Here is a 19,140-nt window from a genome sequence, read left to right on the forward strand (position 1 = left end):
GTGACATGACGGGGATAAAGCCGCCGTCATGCCGGAACATCAAATGCCCGAATTCACCCGTTACGCCGTCTACTACGCGCCCGATCCCGGCCTGTTTGCCGCCTTCTGCGCAAGCTGGCTCGGCTGGGATGCCACCGCCGGAACCCAGGTGCCGCACCCTGATCTGCCGGGCCTGCCGCTGCCCGTCGAGGAAATCACCCGCACGCCCCGCAAGTACGGCTTTCACGGAACCCTGAAGCCGCCTTTCGTGCCCACGCGAGGCCGGCCCGCGCTCGAGGCGGATCTTGCCGCGCTGGCGGCCCGGCTGGCACCGGTGGAGACCGGACCGCTGGAGCTCGAGCGCATCGGAAGCTTCCTTGCCCTCACGCCCACCGGCGACACCTCTACGCTCGCCGAAACGGCGGCCGAGATCGTACGCGGTCTCGACGCCCACCGCACCCCGGCCACAGAGGCCGAACTGGCGCGCCGCCGCAAGGCCCGGCTCAGCCCCGCGCAAGAGGCGAACCTCGTGCAATGGGGCTATCCTTACGTGATGGAAGCATTCCAGTTCCACCTCACCCTCTCGGGCCGCCTGCCCCACGGCATGGCCGAAGAGGTGGCCAAGGTGCTCGAGCCGCAGCTTGCACCGCTGTTGCCCCAGCCCTTCGCGCTGACCTCCCTGTGCCTCTTCGGCGAGGCCATAGATGGTCGCTTTCATTTGCTCCACCGTTACAGGCTCACTGGCTGAACCAGCGCCGCGATGGCCGCCACGGCGTCCTCCACGGGGCCGGAATTGTCGATCTCATGCACAGGGGCGTCCACTTCGGGCAGCGCAAAGCCCGCCCGCGCCAGCCGCCCGGCGATCTCGCCTTCGCTCTCGCGTCCGCGCCCGGCCAGCCGCTCGGCCAGCACCTCGGGGCGAGCGGTGATGTGCAGCACTTCAAGCCCGGGGAACCGCGCCGCCGCCTGCGGCAGCACCGCGCGGCTGAGGTTGCACAGCAGCACCTCGCCCGCGCCAAGCTGCGCCTCCACGCCCGCTGGCACGCCGTAACGCAGCCCATGAGCGCGCCACTCCAGCGCAAAGGCCCCGCCCGAAGACATCTCCGCGAACCGCGCTTCGCTCACACCGTCGAAATCCTCGCCCCCGGCGGATGCAGGCCGCGTGATGACCCGGCGCACAAGCCGCACGGGCAATCGCGAGGCGACCTCGGCCATGAGAGTGTCCTTGCCTACCCCCGATGGCCCCACGACCGCATACAGCCGCCCGCTCATGATGCCGTTCACGATGCAACCCGAGGCGCAAAGCCGCTCACGTCCAGCTCCCGGTCGCAGATCGCCTCGCGCGCCGCCTCGTCATGGAAGATCCCGAGGATCGCCGCGCCCCCGGCCTTGGCCTCGCGGATGAGATCGAGCACCACCTCCCGGTTGGTCGCATCGAGCGACGCCGTCGGCTCGTCCAGCAGCATCGCGGGAAAGCTGCGCGCAAAGCCACGCGCGATGTTCACCCGCTGCTGCTCACCGCCAGAGAAGGTGGTGGGCGACAGGGACCAAAGCCGCTCGGGCAGGTTGAGCCGCGCCAGCAGATCCCGCGCCCGCGCCTCGCCTTCCGAACGGCTGCCGCCCGCGGCCCACACCGGCTCGGCCACCACATCAAGCGTCGGCACCCGGGGCACCACCCGCAGGAACTGGCTGACGTAGCCCAGCACCTCGCGGCGCAGCGCAATCACCTCACGCGGCGCTGCCCGCGCCACATCCAGCCCACCGACCATGATCGACCCTGCCCCGCACAGGTAGTTGCCGTAGATCATCCGCATGAGCGTGGATTTCCCGGCCCCGGAGTTTCCCACCAGCGCCACGCATTCTCCCGGCGCCACCTCCAGCGAGGCGCCCGCCATGACGGGGATCACGGCCCCGCCCTGGTTGTGCAGCACGAAATCCTTCGAAACGTCAGACAAGGCGATCATGGCTTCTTCTCTTTCCAAATACGCTCAGGGGGGCTGGGGGGCAGACTGCCCTCCAGCTAACGGGCGGGTCCGGGCGGCACGGTACCGTCCGGCGCTCAGGGGGTCCGGGGGCGGCACGCCCCCGGTGGTGGGGGCGCGGGGGACGCCACCGTCCCCCGCCTTCCCCGCGCGACGCATCACACCAGCAATACGCTCGACACGAGCAGCTGCGTATACCCATGCTGCGGATCGTCCAGCACCTGATCGGTCAGGCCCGCTTCCACGACCCGGCCATCCTTCATCACCATCAGCCGGTCCGCGAGCAGCCGCACCACCGCCAGATCATGCGTGACAATGATCGCCGACAGCCCCATCTCGCGCACAAGGCCGCGCAGCAGGTCAAGCAGCCGCGCCTGCACGCTCACGTCAAGCCCACCCGTGGGCTCGTCCATGAACACCAGCCTCGGCCCGGTGACGAGGTTGCGCGCGATCTGCAGCCGCTGCTGCATGCCGCCGGAAAACGCCCTTGGCCGGTCATCCACCCGGTCCGCCGGGATCTCCACCCTACCAAGCCAGTCCACCGCCTGCTCGCGGATGTCACCGTAATGGCGCGCGCCCACGGCCATGAGCCGCTCGCCCACGTTGGCCCCGGCGCTCACCCCCATGCGCAGACCGTCGCGCGCATGCTGGTGCACGAAGGCCCAGTCGGTGCGGCCCAGCATCCGCCGCTCGGGCTCGGACATGGTCAGCACATCGCGCGCCCCCTCGGCGCGGGTGTCGAACACCACGCGCCCCGCATCGGGCGCAAGATGCCCCGCAAGGCAGCTCAGCAGCGTCGACTTGCCCGACCCGCTTTCCCCCACGATGCCCATGACCTCGCCGGGGTAAAGGTCGAACGACACATCCCCGCAGCCCAGCCGCGCGCCATAGCGCTTGGTCAGACCGTCTACCTGCAACAAGGGCGTCATGCCAAAGCCTCCCCCGAAAGACGCCCCGCATGGCCCAAAGCCCGCCGCGTGGCGCAGAAATCCGTGTCCGAGCAGACAAACATCCGCCCGCCCTCGTCATCGACGATCACCTCGTCGAGATAGCTGTCCCCGCAGCCGCACAGATCACAGTCGTGATCCGCCTTGGAGGCCTCGAACGGGTGATCCTCGAAATCAAGGCTCTCGACCCGGCAGTATGGCGGCAACGCATAGATCCGCTGTTCGCGGCCCGCGCCGAACAGCTGGATCGCCGGGCTTTCCAGCCTCGGGTTGTCGAACTTCGGGATCGGCGAAGGGTCCATGACATAGCGCCCCTCGACCTTCACCGGGTAGGCGTAGGCGGTGGAGATCGCGCCGTTGTGGGCAATATCCTCGTAAAGCTTCACATGCATGAGGCCGTATTCCTCAAGCGCATGCATCTTGCGCGTCTCAGTCTCGCGCGGCTCCAGAAACCGCAAGGGCTCCGGGATCGGCACCTGGTAGACAAGGATCTGGCCTTCGGTCAGGGGCGTCTCGGGGATGCGGTGGCGGGTCTGGATGAGGCTGGCCTCGCCCGTCGCCTCGGTCACCGCCACCCCGGCGGTGCGCTGGAAGAACTTGCGGATGGACACCGCGTTTGTCGTGTCGTCCGCCCCCTGGTCGATGACCTTGAGCACGTCATCAGGCTCAAGGCAGGCCGCCGTCACCTGCACGCCCCCGGTGCCCCAGCCATAGGGCATGGGCATTTCGCGGCTCGCAAAGGGCACCTGGTATCCGGGGATCGCAAGCGCCTTCAGCAACGCACGACGGATCATCCGCTTGGTCTGCTCGTCGAGATAGGCGAAGTTGTAGGCAGGGTCATGCCTGCCGGTGCCTGCCTGATCGGTGCTTGCCCGATCCGCTTGGGCCTGATCCACTTGGGCCTCATCCATGGCCGTCTGAACACTCATTCCGCCGCCTCCTTCTGGCCTGCCACCACGTCACCTTGCGCTGCCGCCTCCCGGCGCATCCGGCGCACCAGCTCCATCTCGGACTGGAAATCGACGTAATGGGGCAGCTTGATATGCTCGAGGAACCCCGTGGCCTGGATGTTGTCACTGTGGGCCAGCACGAATTCCTCGTCCTGCGCCGGGGCGCCGGTGTTTTCCTCGCCCAGCTCTTCTGCCCGCAGCGCACGGTCCACCAGCGCCATGGAGATCGCCTTGCGCTCGGTCTGGCCGAAGACGAGGCCGTAGCCCCGGGTAAACTGCGGCGGCTCGACCTTGGAGCCTTTGAACTGGTTCACCGTCTCGCATTCGGTCAGGACCACCTCGCCGATGCAGATGTCAAAGCCCAGCTCGGGGATCTCCATCTCGACCTCGACGGTACCGATGCGCAGCTCGCCCACAAAGGCGTGGTTGCGCCCGTAGCCGCGCTGGGTGGAATAGGCCATGCCGAGCACAAAGCCCTCGTCCCCCCGCGTCAGCGCCTGAAGGCGCAGGGCGCGGCCTGCCGGAAATTCCAGCGGCTCGCGCGTGAGGTCCGGCGGCACCTCGTCCGAGGCCGGCTCGTCCTGGATCAGATCATCACGGCCAAGGAAACCGGTGATATGCGGCTTCGGAGTGGTGTCCGGGGTGCCGCTCGGCGGCTGCGGCACTTCACCCTCGGCGGCGAGTTTGAAATCAAGCAGCCGGTGGGTGTAATCGAACGTGGGCCCAAGCACCTGCCCGCCCGGCGCGTCCTTGAAGGTCGCGCTCACCCGACGGTCGCAGCGCATGGTGCCGGTATCCACGGGGCGTGACGTGCCGATACGCGGCAGTGTTGTGCGATAGGCGCGCAGCAGGAACACCGCCTCGATCAGATCGCCCCGCGCCTGCTTGATCGCCAGCGCCGCAAGATCGGGATCGTAGAGCGAGCCCTCGGCCATCACCCGGTTCACCGCAAGGCTCATCTGCTCGCGGATCTGGGCGACCGACAGCTCGGGCACCGCACGGTCGCCCCGGCGTTCATGGGCCAGCCACTCGTGCGCGGCGTCGATGGCGCGCTCACCGCCCTTTACTGCGACATACATGTGATGTCCTCCACTGTCGTGCTTCGGGGGATCGCCGCAAGGCGCGGCCCGCAGGTCAGCATCGCATCCCAACCAAGCGGGAAGCGGCGGGCGTTGGCCCTGAAGGCAGCAACATCCGGCACAGGCAGGAACGCCTCGTCCCTGATGCCCGGCCCCGTAAGCCGCGCGCCCTTACCGTCGAGGCTGGCGACCTCGACGATCAGCGTGGCCGCTCGGTCGGGATACTCGGGCGTGCCGATGGCGTATGCGTCATGGGAGGCTAGCGCCTCCCATGTGCCAAGGGCGAACATCGCCTCCCCGGCGGGCACGATGGGCGCGCCGATGTGGAAGGCGACCCAGTCGCGCACGCCCTGCACGTCATGGCCCGGCGCAAGGTGAAGCAGCGTTTCCCGGTCGCACAGCGTCAGCAGCAGCACCGCCGCCGCCGCGCTGAGCGGCGCGGGGGCTGACGCGCCGGATACCTCGTGGATGGTGCCCGGCATCGCCATCGCTTGAAGCGCCGCACGGAAGGCGCGGGCCGATTGTGGCGCGGGGTCGGCAAAGCCCCCGGTCAGAACATCTGGCTGCATCGTCAGTCTCCCCGAACCATGGTGAAGAAATCCACCTTCGTGGCGGCGGCCTTCGCGGCACGAGCCTCTCGGCGGGCGGTTTCCTCGCGCTCCAGCGGCTCGAGCACCGTCTCGCGCAGCTGCGGCGCGGAGGCTCCCTGCATCAGCGCATCCACTAGCGCGGCGCGTTCGGCGTGGGCCTTGTCGCGCCCCTGTACACAGGCATGGCCAACCTCGCCCGAGGCAAGGCGCAGCGCGCAGCGGGTCACAGTCATCTCACCCATGTTGAAGGCTGCCCCGGTGCCGCCCATGCGGCCACGCACCATGACGCCGCCCACCTCTGGGGGGCGCAGCCAGCTGGCCTCGGGGCGCGGGCCTGCCGCCTCCATCAGCGCCTGAAGCCGCGGCGCGGGGGACCGGGCCAGAAGCCCCATCCAGCCCTTCCGGGCGCTGGTGTCGATGTCTGTCTGGTTCATCTGGACAACCTTGCCGACCTGTCTATATTTCTATACAACTAGACAAATCATAGGGCCAAGCGATCGATCCGCGCAAGCCCCATTCCATGAAACTTCTGCGACAAAGGGGCAGACGTGACCCGCAGCCCGATCTGGAAATCCATCGTCACCGAGCTTGAGGGCGACATCGCCCGTGGCCATTATGCCCCCGGTGACAAGCTGCCCACCGAGGCAGAGTTGTCGCGCCGTTTCGGCGTCAACCGGCACACGGCGCGGCGGGCACTGGCGGACATGGCCGAGCGCGATGTTGTCCATGCGCGGCGCGGCGCGGGGGTGTTCGTGAAGGCCGCACCCTTCGACTATCCCATCGGGGAGCGGGTGCGGTTCTCGCAAAATGCCCGCGCCTCAGGGCGCACCCCGGAAAAGCGCACTCTGCGGCTGGAGACCCGCCCCTGCGATGCCACCGAAGCCAAGGCGCTTGCCCTGTCCGAGGGCAGCCCGGTGCTGGTCTACGAGGGGCTTTCACTGGCGGGCGGCACTGCCATCGCACATTTCTTCAGCGTCTTTCCTGAACCCCGCCTGCCGGGGCTGAGACAGGCCATAGAAGCGCACGGCACCGTGACCGAGGCCCTGCGCGCGGTTGGCGTTCCCGATTACACTCGCGCCCAGACCCGCCTCACTGCCGAAGCCGCGACGCCAGTGCAGGCGCTGCACCTGACCATGCGCGAAGGCCAGCCCCTGCTGCGCAGCGAAAGTGTCAACCACGGGCCGGACGGCACCCCGGTGGAGTACGGTCTGACATGGTTTGCAGGCGACCGGGTGACCCTGACGATTTCCGCAACCGAGGCGGGCGGGCGTCATGCGCCTGACACGTCGACCCCCTAGAACGGGTCAAAACGCAACGCGAACCCCGAGCGGTGACATGGCCCTGCTTCCCCCCCTCCGACTGGTCGGCGCCACGATCCTGCGCGGCGACGCGCTTCAGAAACGCTCACTCGTGATCGAGAACGGGCTGATCTCCAAGGGGCCGCTGCCGCCGGTGGACCTGTCGGGGTACCTGCTGCTGCCCGGCATTATCGACCTGCACGGCGACGCGTTCGAGCGTCACATTGCCCCCCGCCCCTCGGCGCATTTTCCCATCGAGGCGGGTCTGCGCTGGACCGACCGCGAGGCCGCAAGCCACGGGGTCACCACCGCCTGGCTCGCGCAGTGCTGGAGCTGGGAGGGCGGCATGCGCGGCCCTGATTTCGCCATCGAGGTGATGCAGGCCATGGCCGATTACCGGCCCCGGATGCTCACCGACCTGCGCCTCCAGCTGCGCTGCGAGACGCACATGCCCGACACGCAGGCGCGCATGCTTGCAGCCATCCGCCGCTTCGGGGTCGACTATGTGGTGTTCAACAACCACCTGCCCGAAACCTTCGAGCTGGCGCAGACCAACCCTCACAAGGTGGCGGGCTGGGCCGAACGCGGCGGCATGACGCTGAATGAATTCCTCGTGGTGCTGGAGCGCGCCAAGGCGCTGGGGCGCGAGGTGCCGCGCCATCTGTGCGCGCTGGCCGAGGCCTTCGACGCCATGGACATCCGCTATGGCAGTCATGACGACCCCGATGGCGAAACGCGGGAATACTACCGCATCCTCGGGGCCCGCATCGCCGAGTTTCCCACCACCCTGTCGGCGGCGAAACTGGCGCGGGCCTGCAACGATCCGGTGCTGATGGGCGCACCCAACGTCGTACGCGGCGGCAGCCAGGCGGGCAACGTGTCGGCCAATACGCTGATCGCGCAGGGCCTGTGCGATGCGCTGGTGTCCGACTATCACTACCCCTGCCTTGCCCGCGCCGCATGGACGCTGGTGGACCGCGGGCTGTGCGATCTGCCCACCGCCTGGGCGCTGGTCAGCAAGGGCCCGGCCGGAATCATGGGACTGGCCGACCGCGGCACGCTCGATCATGGCAAGCGGGCCGACGTGGTCGTCGTCAACGAGGACAGCCGCGAGATCGAGGCCACCATCTGCGGAGGCCGCCTCACCTATCTTGCCGGAGAGGCCGGCGCGCGGCTCCTGGGCGCCATGGCAGGCGAGCGGCTGGCGGCGGAATAGCACAAAGCGCCTCTTTCTTTGCCAGCCCGGCGCTGGACGCCGTGGCAGCCGCCAGTCAGCCTGCCTTCGGCGGAGGCGCCGCATTCGCATGGCGGACGCAGCAGGAGCAGCGCCCGCACCCACCTCTCGAACCTGTGGGCAGCTGGCCAACAGGTACGATGCAGTGCCGCTGAGACCGCCCACGCAAGGGGCACTCGCAAACAACGGGGAAGCAGTGCCGACTTCATCGGCTGAAAGAGATCTTTGGCCGTCCCTTTGCTCTCATGCAGCCCGCATCCACAAGCCCGGTCAGAGCCGTGACAGAAGCTCGGTCTTCTTGGCCTCGAATTCCGCCTCGCTGAGGAGGCCGCCATCGCGCAGATCGGCAAGCTTGCGGATCAGGCCAATGATCTGCTCCGCGTCCCCGGCACCAGCCGCCACGCTCACCGCGGGCGTGGACCGTGGAACGGCCTGAACGGGCTTCGCTCCGGCCATCTCAACGGTTTCGGGGGCGAGCGGCTCGGCTGGTTCGGGGGCGGTGCGGCCCTCTTGTCCGGCGGCTGGCGTATTGCTGCCCTTCTCCTCGCGAGGAGCCGAATTGAAGTCCCCAGCGCCCTCATTCGATGATCCAATCCCGGGGGCGTCTTGCGAAACCGGAGCCTCGGCGGCGACGTCACCCGGGGCAAACGTGCTTTGTATTTCACGCGCTGGCACCGCGTCCGTGACAGTCTGTCCGTCCTCCCCAGGCACCTCGCCCCCCACGCGCGTCAGCGACGACAGCAGGACAAGCCCGTGCTGGCTGGTGAAGCTCAGAGACTGGTCTCCGTGCTGTTGCTGCGACACGCCGAAGATCCGATGGTCTCCGGTGTCGTAAACCTCGATCCGGCCGCCGAAATCGATGGCGAGCCGGCGGGTCTGCGGGAACACGGCATAGCGCAGGTTATTCTGCGAACCGGTCGAGGAGGGCTGCCCCAGCTCGCCCGGCCAGCCGTGCCCGCCGACCGAGCCGTAGGGCACGAAGAGGCTTGCGCTTGGGGATTGCGACTGGCTCTGCCTCCCTTGCGGCGCGCTCGGCGCAGCGGCGAAAAGCTGGTTCGCCACCATCGCCTGCGATAGCTCGCGGCACAGCCCGTCCACCTGCGCCTTGAGCGCATTGTTGAACATGTCGCCCACCATGGTCATGCCGCCCTGCGACCACTGGCCCATGCCGCCCAGTTCGGGGTGGTTGAACTGCGCCTGCGTGCCCTGACCTGCCGCCAGAGCGACCAGCAGGGTTTCGGCGGCGTCCGGGGATACCGCGTGGCAAGCGGCGATCTCGGACACGAGGCGCAGGCCTTCCGGTGTAAGGCGGGTCATGGCAGCGGTCCTTCATCCAAAGGAGGAGTCGCACCGGCTTAACATACCGCCACCGAGGCGACCACTGCCGCCCCGGCGCAACTATTCGTATGCCTCGAGAAACGCCTCGATCTGCATCGTGCGGAAATCCTGAAGCCGCTCGCGCAGCAGATCGTGGGACCAGTCCCACCACGCCAGCCTCAACAGCCGCTCGGCGATGGGCGGCGCGAAACGTTCGCGCAGCGGCACCGCGGGCACCCCGGCGACGATCATGTACGGGGCGACGTCCCTCGTCACAACGGCGCCCGCCGCGACCACCGCGCCATGGCCGATGGTGACCTCGGGGCGTACCACCGCGCCGTGGCCGATCCAGGTGTCATGGCCCACATGGGCGCGGCGCGACAGCCGGTGGGCAAAGAAATCCTCGTCCCGCCCCGCATCGTCCCAGTAATCGCTCGAGCGATACAGGAAATGATGCAACGACGGTTGCTGCATCGGGTGATCCGTGGGGCCGATGCGGGCAAAGCTGGCGATGTTGGCGAATTTGCCAACGGTGGTGTTGGCCACGTCCGCATAGCGGTCGGTGTAGCTGTAATCACCAAGCGCCGAGTGCAGCAGCCGCGTGCCCTGCCCCAGTTCGGTGTAGCGGCCAAGGGTGGCCGCCACGATCTCGCAGCCGGGGTGAATGAACGGCTCTTCGGAAAGACGCGGCATCAGTCCCCCTTGATGAGCTTGCGCCGCAGCCAGCCCGAAAAGCTGTCCATGGCAAAGACCAGCGCGATCACGAGGATGATATAGTAGCTTACCTCTTCCCAGTCCTTCTGGGTGATCATCGCTTGCGTCAGCAGCAGGCCGATGCCGCCCCCGGTGATGGCACCGATGATGGTCGCGCTGCGGGTGTTGCTTTCGAAGAAATAGAGGATCTGGCTCAGGAACACAGGCGTCACCTGCGGGATCACCCCGAAGCGGTAGCGCTGCACGGGCTTGGCACCGGTGGAGGCGATGCCCTCGATCTGCTTGCCGTCGGTGTTCTCGAGCGCTTCCGAGAACATCTTGCCGAAGCTGCCCGTGTCGGTCAGCAGGATCGCCAGCGCGCCGGTCAGCGGACCGGGACCGAAGGCACGGGACAGCACCACCGTCCAGATCAGCGCATCGGTGCCGCGCAGGAAGTCGAACACCCGGCGGAAGCCGAAGCGCACCACCTTGAGCGGGGTAAAGTTGCGCGCCGCGAGGAAGGCCAACGGCAGGGCCACGATGGCCGCCCCGAAGGTGCCGAGGAAGGCCATGAGAACCGTCTCGACCAGCGCCCATGCCACGTCGCCGTGGCGCCACATGGTGTTGTTCCAGAAATCATCGAAGATCTGTGACGTCTCGCCACCCATCGCGCGGCTGGCAAGGTCGGCCACTCCCATGCCGTGGTAGGGGCTGTCGAGAGTGAAGAAGAACAACTCCCACCCGGCGGAATAGTGAAACACCTCGGACCGGTTGCGGGTGATGGTCAGGCGGCCCGCGTCGGTGGTGATCGCCACGCGGTTGCCCGATGCGTTGATCCAGTCGGGCAAATCGCCCTCGGGGAACGTCGCCTGAACGCCGGACCGGCCGGGATTGGCGGTCACAAGGCCATAGCCGGGGATGTCGTAGCTGACCCCATCGGGCGAAAAGGTCACGATGTGCCCATCCCCAAGGTCCGTGATCGTGGTCTCGCCGTCTTCGGTGACGAAATCGGGGTGCATCCCTTCGGGGTATTCACCCTTGCGCTCGCCCTCGACCGCATAGCTGACCGCGCCGCTGCGGTTGTCGCGGGTGACATGGGTTTTGTAGCTCCAGGTGTCCGAAAGCAGCGTAGCCGCGTTCTCGGTGCTGGCGCGCCCCAGCAAGCCAAGGACGTCGAAGGAAATCAGCGCGTAGACCAGATAGACCAGCACGCCCACAGGCAGCATCATGGAGCCGATGCGCTTGCGGCGCATGAGGGCGGTGGCCTGCGTGCGCAGGTCGAGGGCGGCGGGATCGGCGGCAAGGGTCATGCCAGCATCTCCTTCTTGCGGCCATGGGTGAGCAGGTCGCGCAGGTGGCTCGACAACTGGTCCACCACGACGATGGTCAGGAACAGCAGGATGAAGATGGCGGCGGCCTGATCATAGCGGCCGATGCCCCAGGCGATGGCGTTCTTGAGCTCGTAGCCGATGCCGCCAGCGCCCACGAAGCCAAGGATGGCCGAGGCGCGGATGTTGATCTCAAATCGCAGCAGCGCGTAGCTGAGGTAGTTCGGCGCGACCTGTGGCATGACGCCCAGCACCATGCGCTGAGCCCATCTGGCACCAACGGATTCCAGCCCCTCGACCGGCTTCAGCGACGCGTTCTCGTTTACTTCCGAGAACAGTTTGCCCAGCGCGCCGATGGTGTGGAAGGCGATCGCGATCATCGCGGGCACCGGCCCGCCGCCCAGCACGAAGATCAGCACCAGCGCGATGACGATCTCGGGCACCGCGCGCATTACGTCCATGATGCGGCGGAACAGGGGAATGGCACGGGGCCAGCGGGCAAGCCCGCGGGTGGCCAGCATCGACAGCACGATGCCGCCCCCTGCCCCGATCAGCGTGGCGACGGCGGCGATGTTCACCGTCTCGACCAGCGCGGGCAGGTATTCGAGCATGGTGGCCGGCAATGTGTGCGCTTTTTCCACCGCCTCCGAGATCACCCCGGCGGGAAAGTCGAAGATCGCGCCAAGCCCGTCCCAGAAGCCGCCCGCGTTGCGGGCGTCGGCGGTCATGAAACCGCCCGCCATCAGGGCCACGAACACCGCCAGCAACATGCCGCCGTAAAGGCGCTTGCGGCGGGTGTGCTCCATGTAGCGGTCGTGGATGATTTCAATGTCGGGCATAGGGTGGCTCCGGGCAAATGCAAAGGGGGCCCGCGCTGTGGCAGGCCCCCTCGGGATCGGGCTTGATCAGTTGATGACCGCGCGGCGGGCCGCGACGATGCTTTCGTACTCGGCGTGGGTCACCGGGATGAAATCCTGCGCGTCGCCCGCGGCCACGCCGTAGGCGCAATCGGGGTCTTCTTCCCAGAGGTTGGCGGTCAGCTCGGTGACAGCATTCTTGACGTCCTCAGGCAGCGCGGTACGCAGCACGAACGGGCCTTCGGGGATGATGTTCGACTGCCAGATCTGCACGAGGTCGTTCATGTCCACAAGGCCCGCGTCCACGGCCCGGCGCAGGGCGCCCGAGTTGTAGCCATCTTCCCAGTTGCCAAGGCCGTCGGCCCAGGTCACGCCCGCGTCCACGTCACCGTTGTTCACGGCAACGATGGTCTGCTCATGGCCGCCGGTGAAGACCACATCGCCGAAGAACTCGCCCGGCTCCATCGGGTAGCCCGCCGCGTCGATTTCCACCGACGGGATCAGGTAGCCGGAGGTGGAGTTGGGATCGCCGAAGCCAAATTTCTTGCCTTCGAGGTTCGCAAGCTCGGTCACACCGCTGTCCTTGCGGGCAAAGCCGATCGAGTAGTAGCCGATGGAGCCGTCGAGGTTCTGCTTGACCAGTACCGGCTCGACCGCTTCGGGGTCGGCGATGTAGGTGCCGGCATAGGACGACGCGCCCATCCATGCGGCGTCGATGGTGCCGCCCAGCAGGCCCTGCATCACGCCGTTGTAATCCGCGGGGGTGAAGATCTTGACCTCGACACCGAGCGCCTCCGAAATCTTGTCGGCATAGCACTGCTGGTTGGCCAGACGGTCCTGCGCGTTCTCGCCGCCAAGGATGCCGAGGCGGAATTCGGTGATCTCCTGAGCCGAAACGGCCGAGGTCAGGGCGGTGGTGGCCAGAACGGCCGCGATGATGGTCTTCATGGGATCTCTCCGTTTGGATGGGTTGTCGGCGCAGGGTCCCTGCCCGGCGCGCTGTTTCGGTCGTGAGGTCTGTCAGGCGTGCACGGGGTGCCGCTCCAGCGCCCCGATCTCGGTCGATGTGGCGGCCTCCGAGAAGGACGCATCGGCGCCGTAGATGTCGCGGGCCACACCGGTCGTCAGCTGCGCAGGCGTGCCGTCAAAGACGATGCGCCCATCGCGCATCCCGATCACCCGGTCGCAATAGCGCCGCGCGGTGTCGAGCGTGTGCAGGTTGGCGATGACCATGCGACCATCTTCCTCGTGGATGCGGCGCAGGGCCTGCATCACCACCTGCGCGTTCATCGGGTCGAGGCTTGCGATAGGCTCGTCCGCAAGGATCATCGCCGGGTCCTGCATCAGCGCCCGCGCGATGGCGACGCGCTGCTGTTGGCCGCCCGACAGCGCCTCTGCCCGTTTCGGTGCCTGCTCGGCGATGCCGAGACGGTCGAGGATCTCAATGGCGCGGTGGATGTCATCTTCGGGCCAGAGGTTGAACAGCGTCGCGGCGGTGGACCGGCGGTTGAGCGTGCCGTGCAGCACGTTGGTCACCACGTCCATGCGGGGCACGAGGTTGAACTGCTGGAAAATCATGGCGCATTGCGACTGCCAGCGGCGCTTCGCGGCACCGCGATAGCCCAGCACGTCCTCACCGTTGAAGAGGATGCGCCCGGCGCTGGCATCGGTCAGGCGGTTCACCATGCGCAGGAGCGTTGACTTGCCGGCTCCGGACCGTCCGATCACCCCGATCATCATCGGCCGATCCACGGTGAAACTGGCGTTGTCCACGGCCACGTTGGCCCCGAAGCGCCGTGTCAGCTGTTCTACTGCGAGCATCCTGTCCCCACGTCCATTCGTTGCGGCGTGATACCCGGGCAGGCTTGTCAACTGCGTGACGGCCCCGTGTCGGTTCCACGACGGGACCATTAACTTTCCGTGACAGCACACCGCGCCGGGAAGGGTGGCGCGTGCAATTGTCAATTGCGGGGAATGGTGGTTAGAGCATGGCATGGAACGTGCTCCCACACCTGACGGCCCCTCTTCCCCCACCATGCTGAACCGGATCACCGGAAGCCTGCTTGCAGTGATCACGCTGCTGGTGATCTGCCGAGAATGGCTGGACAGCCAATGGCAGGAGCCCGTGCTCGCGGCGCTGATGGCGGCGTTGACCGCGGCGCTTTTCGTGCAGGTGCGCCCGGGACGAAAGGCCTTCGTGGTGGTGGCGGCGCTGCTGACCGCCGCGCTGATCCTGCGCTTGGACGACTGGCAGTCGGTGTTGGCGCGCGGCGTGGCGCAGGCGTCCTTCATCGCTGCCTTCTTCTCGGCCCTCGCGACGTTGCGCAGCGCTGCCGAGCCATCCGAGACGATCCGCCGCAGCGGTGATTTCCTTGCCCAGCAGCCGCCGGGGCGGCGCTACCTTGCGCTGACCGTGGGCGGCAGCGCGTTTGCACTGCTGCTCAACTACGGCGCCATCGCGCTTCTGGGCAGCCTTGCCACCGCCGCCGCGCGGTCCGAGCCCGACCCCGAGATCCGCGAGCATCGCCGCCGCCGCATGCTGCTGGCGATCCAGCGGGGCTTTGTGTCATCGCTGCCGTGGTCGCCGCTGTCCTTCGCCATCGCCATCAGCACCGCGCTCATTCCCGGGGCCAGCTGGTCCGCGGCGCTGGTGCCCTGCATCGTCACCGCCCTGCTGATGACGCTGATCGGCTGGGGCCTTGATACCGCCTTCAAGCCGCGCCTGTCGCAGCCCCCGCCCACCCGCACAAAGCCCGAAGGATCCTGGGCCTTGCTGACACCGCTCCTGTTTCTGCTCGGCCTGCTGGTCTGCAGCGTCTTCGTGCTGGGCCGTGTGGTGGATGTGCGCGTGGTGGGCCTGGTGCTGCTGATCGTGCCGGCGATGGCGCTTGGCTGGACGGTGCTTCAGGCACGCGGCGGCGGCGCGGCAGTGTCGGCGCGCATGGGACGGTTCGTCTTCCACGACCTGCCGGGTTACCGCTCCGAGGTGCTGCTGCTGACCATGGCGGGCTACATCGGCACCATCGGCGCGCCGCTGCTGGCACCGCTGGTGAAGGCCAGCGGCTTCCACCCCGAGGATCTGCCCACGTGGCTGGTGCTCGCGGCGCTGGTGTGGATCATCCCGCTTTGCGGCCAGATCGCCATGAATCCCATCCTTGCGGTGACGCTGATCGCGCCGCTGCTGCCCTCGCCCGATGTGCTGGGCATCACCCCCGCCGCAATGGTCACCGCGATCACCGGGGGCTGGGCGCTGGGGGGCATCAGCTCTCCGTTCACCGCGACCACCATGCTCACCGGCAGCTTCGGCGGGGTCAGCGCCCACCACGTGGGGGTGCGCTGGAACGGCGGCTACATGCTGGCACTTCTGGTGGTGATACCGCTTTGGGTGCTTCTTTACGCCTTCGTGATCGGCTGAGCAGCCTTCGCTGCGCTTGCATGCAAACGGCAGGAGGGTCAGTCTCGGGTGGCAACACCTGACCACGAGACGACCTTCCCATGACCGCCCACCCCATCACGCCGCCGATCTTCGACGGCCACAACGACCTTCTGCTGCGCATCGTCACCGGCAGCATCCGCCCCGAGGATGTCCACGCCGGGATGGACAGCGGCCATATCGACCTGCCGCGCGCAAAGATCGGCGGCCTCGCGGGTGGCTTCTTCGCCATCTTCGTGCCCTCGCCCCTCGCCCCCGGCGACATGGAGCAGATGGCCGACCCCAGCTACGACCTTGCCCTGCCGCCGATGCTGGACCAGCCCGGGGCGCTGGACGTGGTGCTGCGCGGGGCCGAGGCGCTCGAGACGCTCGCGGCACAGGGCACCGTCACCATCTGCCGCAGCGTCCCCGAGCTGGAACGCGCCATCCACGGCCCTTCCATGGCCGCGATCATGCATATCGAGGGCGCCGAGGCCATCGACCGCGATCTCGAGCTGCTGGGCGAGCTTTACACCCGCGGGCTGCGCTCGGTCGGGCCGGTGTGGTCACGGCCCACGATCTGGGCCCATGGGGTGCCCTTCCGCTTCCCCGGCACGCCGGACACCGGGCCGGGCCTGACCGAGGACGGCAAGCGCCTGATCGCCGAATGCAACCGGCTGGGCATCATGGTGGATCTGAGCCACCTCAACGAGGCCGGCTTCAACGACGTGGCCGCGATCAGCGACGCGCCGCTGGTGGCCACCCATTCCAACGCATGGGAGGTGACGAAGCACGCGCGCAACCTCACCGACCGGCAGCTGCACATGATCGCCGACAGCGACGGCATGGTGGGTATCAACTTTGCCTCCGCCTTCCTGCGCGAGGACGGGCGCATGGGCGCTGACATGACGCTGGAGCCGATGATGCGCCATCTCGACCACCTCGTGGGCATCCTCGGCGAGGATCGCGTGGGCTTTGGCTCTGACTTCGACGGGGCGGTGGTGCCCGAAGGCATCGGGGATGTCGCCGGCCTCGGGGCGCTGCGCAGCGCCATGGCGGACCATGGGATCGGCACCGAGATGATGGAGAAGCTGTGCTGGCGCAACTGGATGCGGGTGCTGGACAAGACTTGGAAGCCCTGAGCGCGGCGCGCGGGCCCTTGGCTGCCGGGGGCGGCGCGCGTGCCCGCTGCACGTCAGACCAATCCGCAGCCTGCCAGCCCTGTCCGCAGCGCGTCAGAGCGCCCGCGGCGCATCGAAGCAGCCTTGCTCCGCGCCACCGGTGACACCCCGGCCCCCACGACAGACCTGTTGTCCCACGCAGCGCGATCCCCTAAGCCTTGCTCCCGAGCACTTTTACCACGGGATTTCCAAGGGGAGGAAACAGATGACCCACGGCTTTGACACGCTTCAGATCCATGCAGGGGCACGGCCCGATCCGGCCACCGGCGCGCGGCAGACGCCGATCTACCAGACCACCGCCTATGTCTTCCGCGATGCGGACCACGCGGCGGCGCTCTTCAACCTGCAAGAGGTGGGCTACATCTATTCCCGCCTCACCAACCCCACCGTCGCCGCCCTGCAGGAACGCATGGCGACACTGGAAGGGGGCGCCGGGGCGGTGTGCTGCTCGTCCGGGCACGCGGCGCAGATCATGGCGCTGTTCCCGCTCATGGGGCCGGGGCTCAACATCGTCGCCTCGACGCGCGCCTACGGCGGCACGATCACGCAGTTCAGCCAGACCATCAAACGCTTCGGCTGGTCCGCCCGGTTCGTCGATTTCGATGACCCCGAGGCCATCGAGGCCGCCATCGACGACAACACCCGTGCCATCTTCTGCGAAAGCATCGCCAATCCCGGCGGCTATGTCACCGACCTCGATGCGGTGTCGGCCATTGCCGACAAGGCGGGGCTGCCGCTGATCGTCGACAATACCTCGGCCACGCCCTACCTGTGTCGGCCCATCGAACATGGCGCCACGCTGGTGGTGCATTCGATGACCAAGTACCTCACCGGCAACGGTACCGTCACCGGGGGCTGCGTGGTCGACAGCGGCAAGTTCGACTGGTCCGCGTCTGACAAGTTCCCGTCCCTCTCGGCGCCCGAGCCTGCCTATCATGGCCTCAAGTTCCACGAGACCTTCGGCAGCCTTGCCTTCACATTCCATTCCATCGCGATCGGCCTGCGCGACCTTGGCATGACCCTGAACCCGCAGGCGGCGCATTACACCCTCATGGGGATCGAGACCCTGAGCCTACGGATGCAAAAGCACGTGGAGAACGCCGGGCGCGTGGCCTCGTGGCTGGAAAACCATCCGGCGGTCGCAGGCGTGACCTACGCAGGCCTGCCCTCATCGCCCTACAGCGACCGTGTGGCGCGGATTTGCCCCAACGGGGCGGGCGGGCTGTTCACCGTGGCGCTCAAGGGTGGCTACGACGCCTGCATGAAGTTCGTGGACGGGCTGCAGATTTTCAGCCACGTGGCCAACCTTGGTGACACCCGAAGCCTTGTCATTCACTCGGCCTCAACCACCCACCGGCAATTGTCCGAAGAACAGCAGATCGCCGCCGGGGCCGCGCCCAACGTGGTTCGGATCTCGATCGGGACCGAAGACCCCGAGGATCTGATTGCCGATCTCGATCAGGCGCTTACAGCGGCAGGCTGACTCGTTCCGGTGCTGCCCTTGAGGGCAGCACCGGCCAGTTCACTCGGCGGCCTCGCCACCAAGGCCGAAGACCATGTTGACACGTGCCGACATGGTGGCTTCACCACTGGCGATTGGCGGTGCAGAGGCCGCGCGCATCTCCATCATAGGCTTAGGCGCATAGCCTCCGCCCTGTTCGGACATCTCGATCACCGGGCCGAGGGTAACACCAGCGGCATCTGCCAGCACCTGCGCGCGGGCCATGGCATCGGCCACCGCGTCGCGGCGCGCCTCTTCCATCACCGGGTCGGGATCCTGCAGGCCGAAGGTCAGGCCAGACAGGCGGTTGGCACCATCACTGGTCACCGCCCCCAGCACATCACCGAGACTGTCAAGCGCGCGCACCCGGACCGTCAGCATGTTGCCAGCCTCATATCCTGTGACCGCGGGGGCCACGCCGGGACCACCATCGCTCCAGATCGGCTGCAGCGACAGGTCCGAGGTCTGGCGGTCGCGCGGGTCGATCCCGAGGCTGTCGAGCCGGTCGAGAATGGCGCGGGCCGATTCCGAGGCCGCATCCATGGCTGGCCCCGCTTCGGGGGCCGTTGCGCTGACGCCGATGGTCACCGTGGCCATGTCCGGGGTGGCCGAGGCCTGCCCTTCTCCGGTGACGGTCAGGCGCGGCTGTGTTTCCTGCGCCGAGGCCGCCCCGGACAGCAGCGGCAGGGCAAGGCCGCACAGTAGCGCAAGTGTGAGGGGACGCATCGCTGCGCGGGTTCGGGGGCTCATGACAGCACCTTTCAACATGGTTATAACACGCTTAACATTTCC

Annotated in this window: 20 protein-coding genes; 6 read left to right on the top strand and 14 right to left on the bottom strand. The window is 67.4% G+C overall.

The genetic code is table 11. The annotated features are described in order from the left end of the window. Positions 1-43: 43 nt before the first annotated feature. Positions 44-727, top strand: a complete 684-nt coding sequence (locus IEX41_RS02730) for a DUF1045 domain-containing protein (RefSeq protein ID WP_188788564.1) — start codon at positions 44-46, stop codon at positions 725-727. Here IEX41_RS02730 and phnN read toward each other — a convergent pair. From phnN to phnG, 7 genes are all read right to left on the bottom strand, one after another. Then, positions 709-1,251 carry a phosphonate metabolism protein/1,5-bisphosphokinase (PRPP-forming) PhnN gene (gene phnN, locus IEX41_RS02735; protein WP_188788566.1) on the bottom strand — a complete coding sequence of 181 codons (543 nt, stop codon included), beginning with the start codon at positions 1,249-1,251 and terminating at the stop codon, positions 709-711. The genes IEX41_RS02730 and phnN overlap by 19 nt on opposite strands. Positions 1,252-1,259: 8 nt before the next feature. Continuing rightward, positions 1,260-1,943 carry a phosphonate C-P lyase system protein PhnL gene (phnL, locus tag IEX41_RS02740; protein WP_188788568.1) on the bottom strand — a complete coding sequence of 228 codons (684 nt, stop codon included), beginning with the start codon at positions 1,941-1,943 and terminating at the stop codon, positions 1,260-1,262. 176 nt (positions 1,944-2,119) lie between these two features. Beyond that, positions 2,120-2,890 (bottom strand): phosphonate C-P lyase system protein PhnK, encoded by a 771-nt coding sequence (gene phnK / locus IEX41_RS02745; protein ID WP_188788570.1) that lies wholly within the window; start codon positions 2,888-2,890, stop codon positions 2,120-2,122. Continuing rightward, the gene (locus tag IEX41_RS02750; protein WP_277874159.1) at positions 2,887-3,837 is read right to left on the bottom strand and encodes an alpha-D-ribose 1-methylphosphonate 5-phosphate C-P-lyase PhnJ; all 951 of its coding nucleotides are present in this window, start codon (positions 3,835-3,837) and stop codon (positions 2,887-2,889) included. The genes phnK and IEX41_RS02750 overlap by 4 nt, the downstream gene beginning before the upstream one ends. Next, positions 3,834-4,937 (bottom strand): carbon-phosphorus lyase complex subunit, encoded by a 1,104-nt coding sequence (locus IEX41_RS02755; protein WP_188788572.1) that lies wholly within the window; start codon positions 4,935-4,937, stop codon positions 3,834-3,836. The genes IEX41_RS02750 and IEX41_RS02755 overlap by 4 nt, the downstream gene beginning before the upstream one ends. After that, a complete protein-coding gene (gene phnH, locus IEX41_RS02760; RefSeq protein ID WP_188788575.1) occupies positions 4,922-5,506 on the bottom strand; it encodes a phosphonate C-P lyase system protein PhnH in 585 nt (194 codons plus the stop codon). The genes IEX41_RS02755 and phnH overlap by 16 nt, the downstream gene beginning before the upstream one ends. Before the next feature lie 2 nt (positions 5,507-5,508). Then, positions 5,509-5,961, bottom strand: a complete 453-nt coding sequence (gene phnG / locus IEX41_RS02765; RefSeq protein ID WP_188788577.1) for a phosphonate C-P lyase system protein PhnG — start codon at positions 5,959-5,961, stop codon at positions 5,509-5,511. Between the two features lie 114 nt (positions 5,962-6,075). On the opposite strand from phnG, the gene phnF reads away from it, so the two are divergent. Together phnF and IEX41_RS02775 are read left to right on the top strand one after the other, a co-directional pair. After that, positions 6,076-6,825 (top strand): phosphonate metabolism transcriptional regulator PhnF, encoded by a 750-nt coding sequence (phnF, locus tag IEX41_RS02770; RefSeq protein ID WP_188788578.1) that lies wholly within the window; start codon positions 6,076-6,078, stop codon positions 6,823-6,825. A gap of 37 nt (positions 6,826-6,862) precedes the next feature. After that, positions 6,863-8,041 carry an alpha-D-ribose 1-methylphosphonate 5-triphosphate diphosphatase gene (locus IEX41_RS02775; protein WP_188788580.1) on the top strand — a complete coding sequence of 393 codons (1,179 nt, stop codon included), beginning with the start codon at positions 6,863-6,865 and terminating at the stop codon, positions 8,039-8,041. A 288-nt stretch (positions 8,042-8,329) separates the two neighbouring features. Here IEX41_RS02775 and IEX41_RS02780 read toward each other — a convergent pair whose 3' ends face one another. The 6 genes from IEX41_RS02780 to phnC form a co-directional block, all read right to left on the bottom strand. Beyond that, positions 8,330-9,376, bottom strand: coding sequence for an SHOCT domain-containing protein (locus IEX41_RS02780; protein ID WP_188788582.1), 1,047 nt, complete (start codon positions 9,374-9,376; stop codon positions 8,330-8,332). Between the two features lie 81 nt (positions 9,377-9,457). Beyond that, complete coding sequence (locus IEX41_RS02785) at positions 9,458-10,069, bottom strand: LbetaH domain-containing protein (protein ID WP_188788584.1); 612 nt, start codon at positions 10,067-10,069, stop codon at positions 9,458-9,460. Beyond that, positions 10,069-11,379 carry a phosphonate ABC transporter, permease protein PhnE gene (gene phnE / locus IEX41_RS02790; protein WP_188788587.1) on the bottom strand — a complete coding sequence of 437 codons (1,311 nt, stop codon included), beginning with the start codon at positions 11,377-11,379 and terminating at the stop codon, positions 10,069-10,071. The genes IEX41_RS02785 and phnE (IEX41_RS02790) overlap by 1 nt, the downstream gene beginning before the upstream one ends. After that, positions 11,376-12,236: a phosphonate ABC transporter, permease protein PhnE gene (gene phnE / locus IEX41_RS02795; RefSeq protein ID WP_188788590.1), complete on the bottom strand. Its 861-nt coding sequence runs from the start codon at positions 12,234-12,236 to the stop codon at positions 11,376-11,378. Before phnE (IEX41_RS02795) ends, phnE (IEX41_RS02790) begins: the two co-directional genes overlap by 4 nt. A 66-nt stretch (positions 12,237-12,302) precedes the next feature. Next, positions 12,303-13,202 (bottom strand): phosphonate ABC transporter substrate-binding protein, encoded by a 900-nt coding sequence (gene phnD / locus IEX41_RS02800; RefSeq protein ID WP_188788592.1) that lies wholly within the window; start codon positions 13,200-13,202, stop codon positions 12,303-12,305. Positions 13,203-13,274: 72 nt separating this feature from the next. Beyond that, positions 13,275-14,075 (bottom strand): phosphonate ABC transporter ATP-binding protein, encoded by an 801-nt coding sequence (gene phnC, locus IEX41_RS02805; RefSeq protein WP_188788594.1) that lies wholly within the window; start codon positions 14,073-14,075, stop codon positions 13,275-13,277. A 172-nt stretch (positions 14,076-14,247) separates the two neighbouring features. Here phnC and IEX41_RS02810 point away from each other — a divergent pair, with 172 nt between their 5' ends. The 3 genes from IEX41_RS02810 to IEX41_RS02820 all read left to right on the top strand — a co-directional run bounded on the left by IEX41_RS02810 (position 14,248) and on the right by IEX41_RS02820 (position 18,330). Next, positions 14,248-15,669 (top strand): hypothetical protein, encoded by a 1,422-nt coding sequence (locus IEX41_RS02810; RefSeq protein WP_229672892.1) that lies wholly within the window; start codon positions 14,248-14,250, stop codon positions 15,667-15,669. A gap of 80 nt (positions 15,670-15,749) precedes the next feature. Continuing rightward, positions 15,750-16,808, top strand: coding sequence for a dipeptidase (locus tag IEX41_RS02815; RefSeq protein ID WP_188788596.1), 1,059 nt, complete (start codon positions 15,750-15,752; stop codon positions 16,806-16,808). Between the two features lie 244 nt (positions 16,809-17,052). After that, positions 17,053-18,330, top strand: coding sequence for an O-acetylhomoserine aminocarboxypropyltransferase/cysteine synthase family protein (locus IEX41_RS02820; RefSeq protein ID WP_188788598.1), 1,278 nt, complete (start codon positions 17,053-17,055; stop codon positions 18,328-18,330). A 39-nt stretch (positions 18,331-18,369) separates the two neighbouring features. Here IEX41_RS02820 and IEX41_RS02825 read toward each other — a convergent pair whose 3' ends face one another. Then, on the bottom strand, positions 18,370-19,098 hold the full coding sequence (locus IEX41_RS02825) for an SIMPL domain-containing protein (protein WP_229672893.1): 729 nt from the start codon (positions 19,096-19,098) through the stop codon (positions 18,370-18,372). Between the last annotated feature and the right edge of the window lie 42 nt (positions 19,099-19,140).

This window comes from Salipiger pallidus (assembly GCF_014643635.1).
Classification (GTDB): domain Bacteria; phylum Pseudomonadota; class Alphaproteobacteria; order Rhodobacterales; family Rhodobacteraceae; genus Salipiger; species Salipiger pallidus.

Bases quoted from the DNA above. Each gene is read 5' to 3' on its own strand.
- IEX41_RS02730 (WP_188788564.1), top strand. From the start codon at position 44: ATGCCCGAATTCACCCGTTACGCCGTCTACTACGCGCCCGATCCCGGC.
- phnN (WP_188788566.1), bottom strand. From the start codon at position 1,251: ATGAGCGGGCGGCTGTATGCGGTCGTGGGGCCATCGGGGGTAGGCAAG.
- phnL (WP_188788568.1), bottom strand. From the start codon at position 1,943: ATGATCGCCTTGTCTGACGTTTCGAAGGATTTCGTGCTGCACAACCAG.
- phnK (WP_188788570.1), bottom strand. From the start codon at position 2,890: ATGACGCCCTTGTTGCAGGTAGACGGTCTGACCAAGCGCTATGGCGCG.
- IEX41_RS02750 (WP_277874159.1), bottom strand. From the start codon at position 3,837: ATGAGTGTTCAGACGGCCATGGATGAGGCCCAAGTGGATCAGGCCCAA.
- IEX41_RS02755 (WP_188788572.1), bottom strand. From the start codon at position 4,937: ATGTATGTCGCAGTAAAGGGCGGTGAGCGCGCCATCGACGCCGCGCAC.
- phnH (WP_188788575.1), bottom strand. From the start codon at position 5,506: ATGCAGCCAGATGTTCTGACCGGGGGCTTTGCCGACCCCGCGCCACAA.
- phnG (WP_188788577.1), bottom strand. From the start codon at position 5,961: ATGAACCAGACAGACATCGACACCAGCGCCCGGAAGGGCTGGATGGGG.
- IEX41_RS02775 (WP_188788580.1), top strand. From the start codon at position 6,863: ATGGCCCTGCTTCCCCCCCTCCGACTGGTCGGCGCCACGATCCTGCGC.
- IEX41_RS02780 (WP_188788582.1), bottom strand. From the start codon at position 9,376: ATGACCCGCCTTACACCGGAAGGCCTGCGCCTCGTGTCCGAGATCGCC.
- IEX41_RS02785 (WP_188788584.1), bottom strand. From the start codon at position 10,069: ATGCCGCGTCTTTCCGAAGAGCCGTTCATTCACCCCGGCTGCGAGATC.
- phnE (WP_188788587.1), bottom strand. From the start codon at position 11,379: ATGACCCTTGCCGCCGATCCCGCCGCCCTCGACCTGCGCACGCAGGCC.
- phnE (WP_188788590.1), bottom strand. From the start codon at position 12,236: ATGCCCGACATTGAAATCATCCACGACCGCTACATGGAGCACACCCGC.
- phnD (WP_188788592.1), bottom strand. From the start codon at position 13,202: ATGAAGACCATCATCGCGGCCGTTCTGGCCACCACCGCCCTGACCTCG.
- phnC (WP_188788594.1), bottom strand. From the start codon at position 14,075: ATGCTCGCAGTAGAACAGCTGACACGGCGCTTCGGGGCCAACGTGGCC.
- IEX41_RS02810 (WP_229672892.1), top strand. From the start codon at position 14,248: ATGGAACGTGCTCCCACACCTGACGGCCCCTCTTCCCCCACCATGCTG.
- IEX41_RS02815 (WP_188788596.1), top strand. From the start codon at position 15,750: ATGACCGCCCACCCCATCACGCCGCCGATCTTCGACGGCCACAACGAC.
- IEX41_RS02820 (WP_188788598.1), top strand. From the start codon at position 17,053: ATGACCCACGGCTTTGACACGCTTCAGATCCATGCAGGGGCACGGCCC.
- IEX41_RS02825 (WP_229672893.1), bottom strand. From the start codon at position 19,098: ATGAGCCCCCGAACCCGCGCAGCGATGCGTCCCCTCACACTTGCGCTA.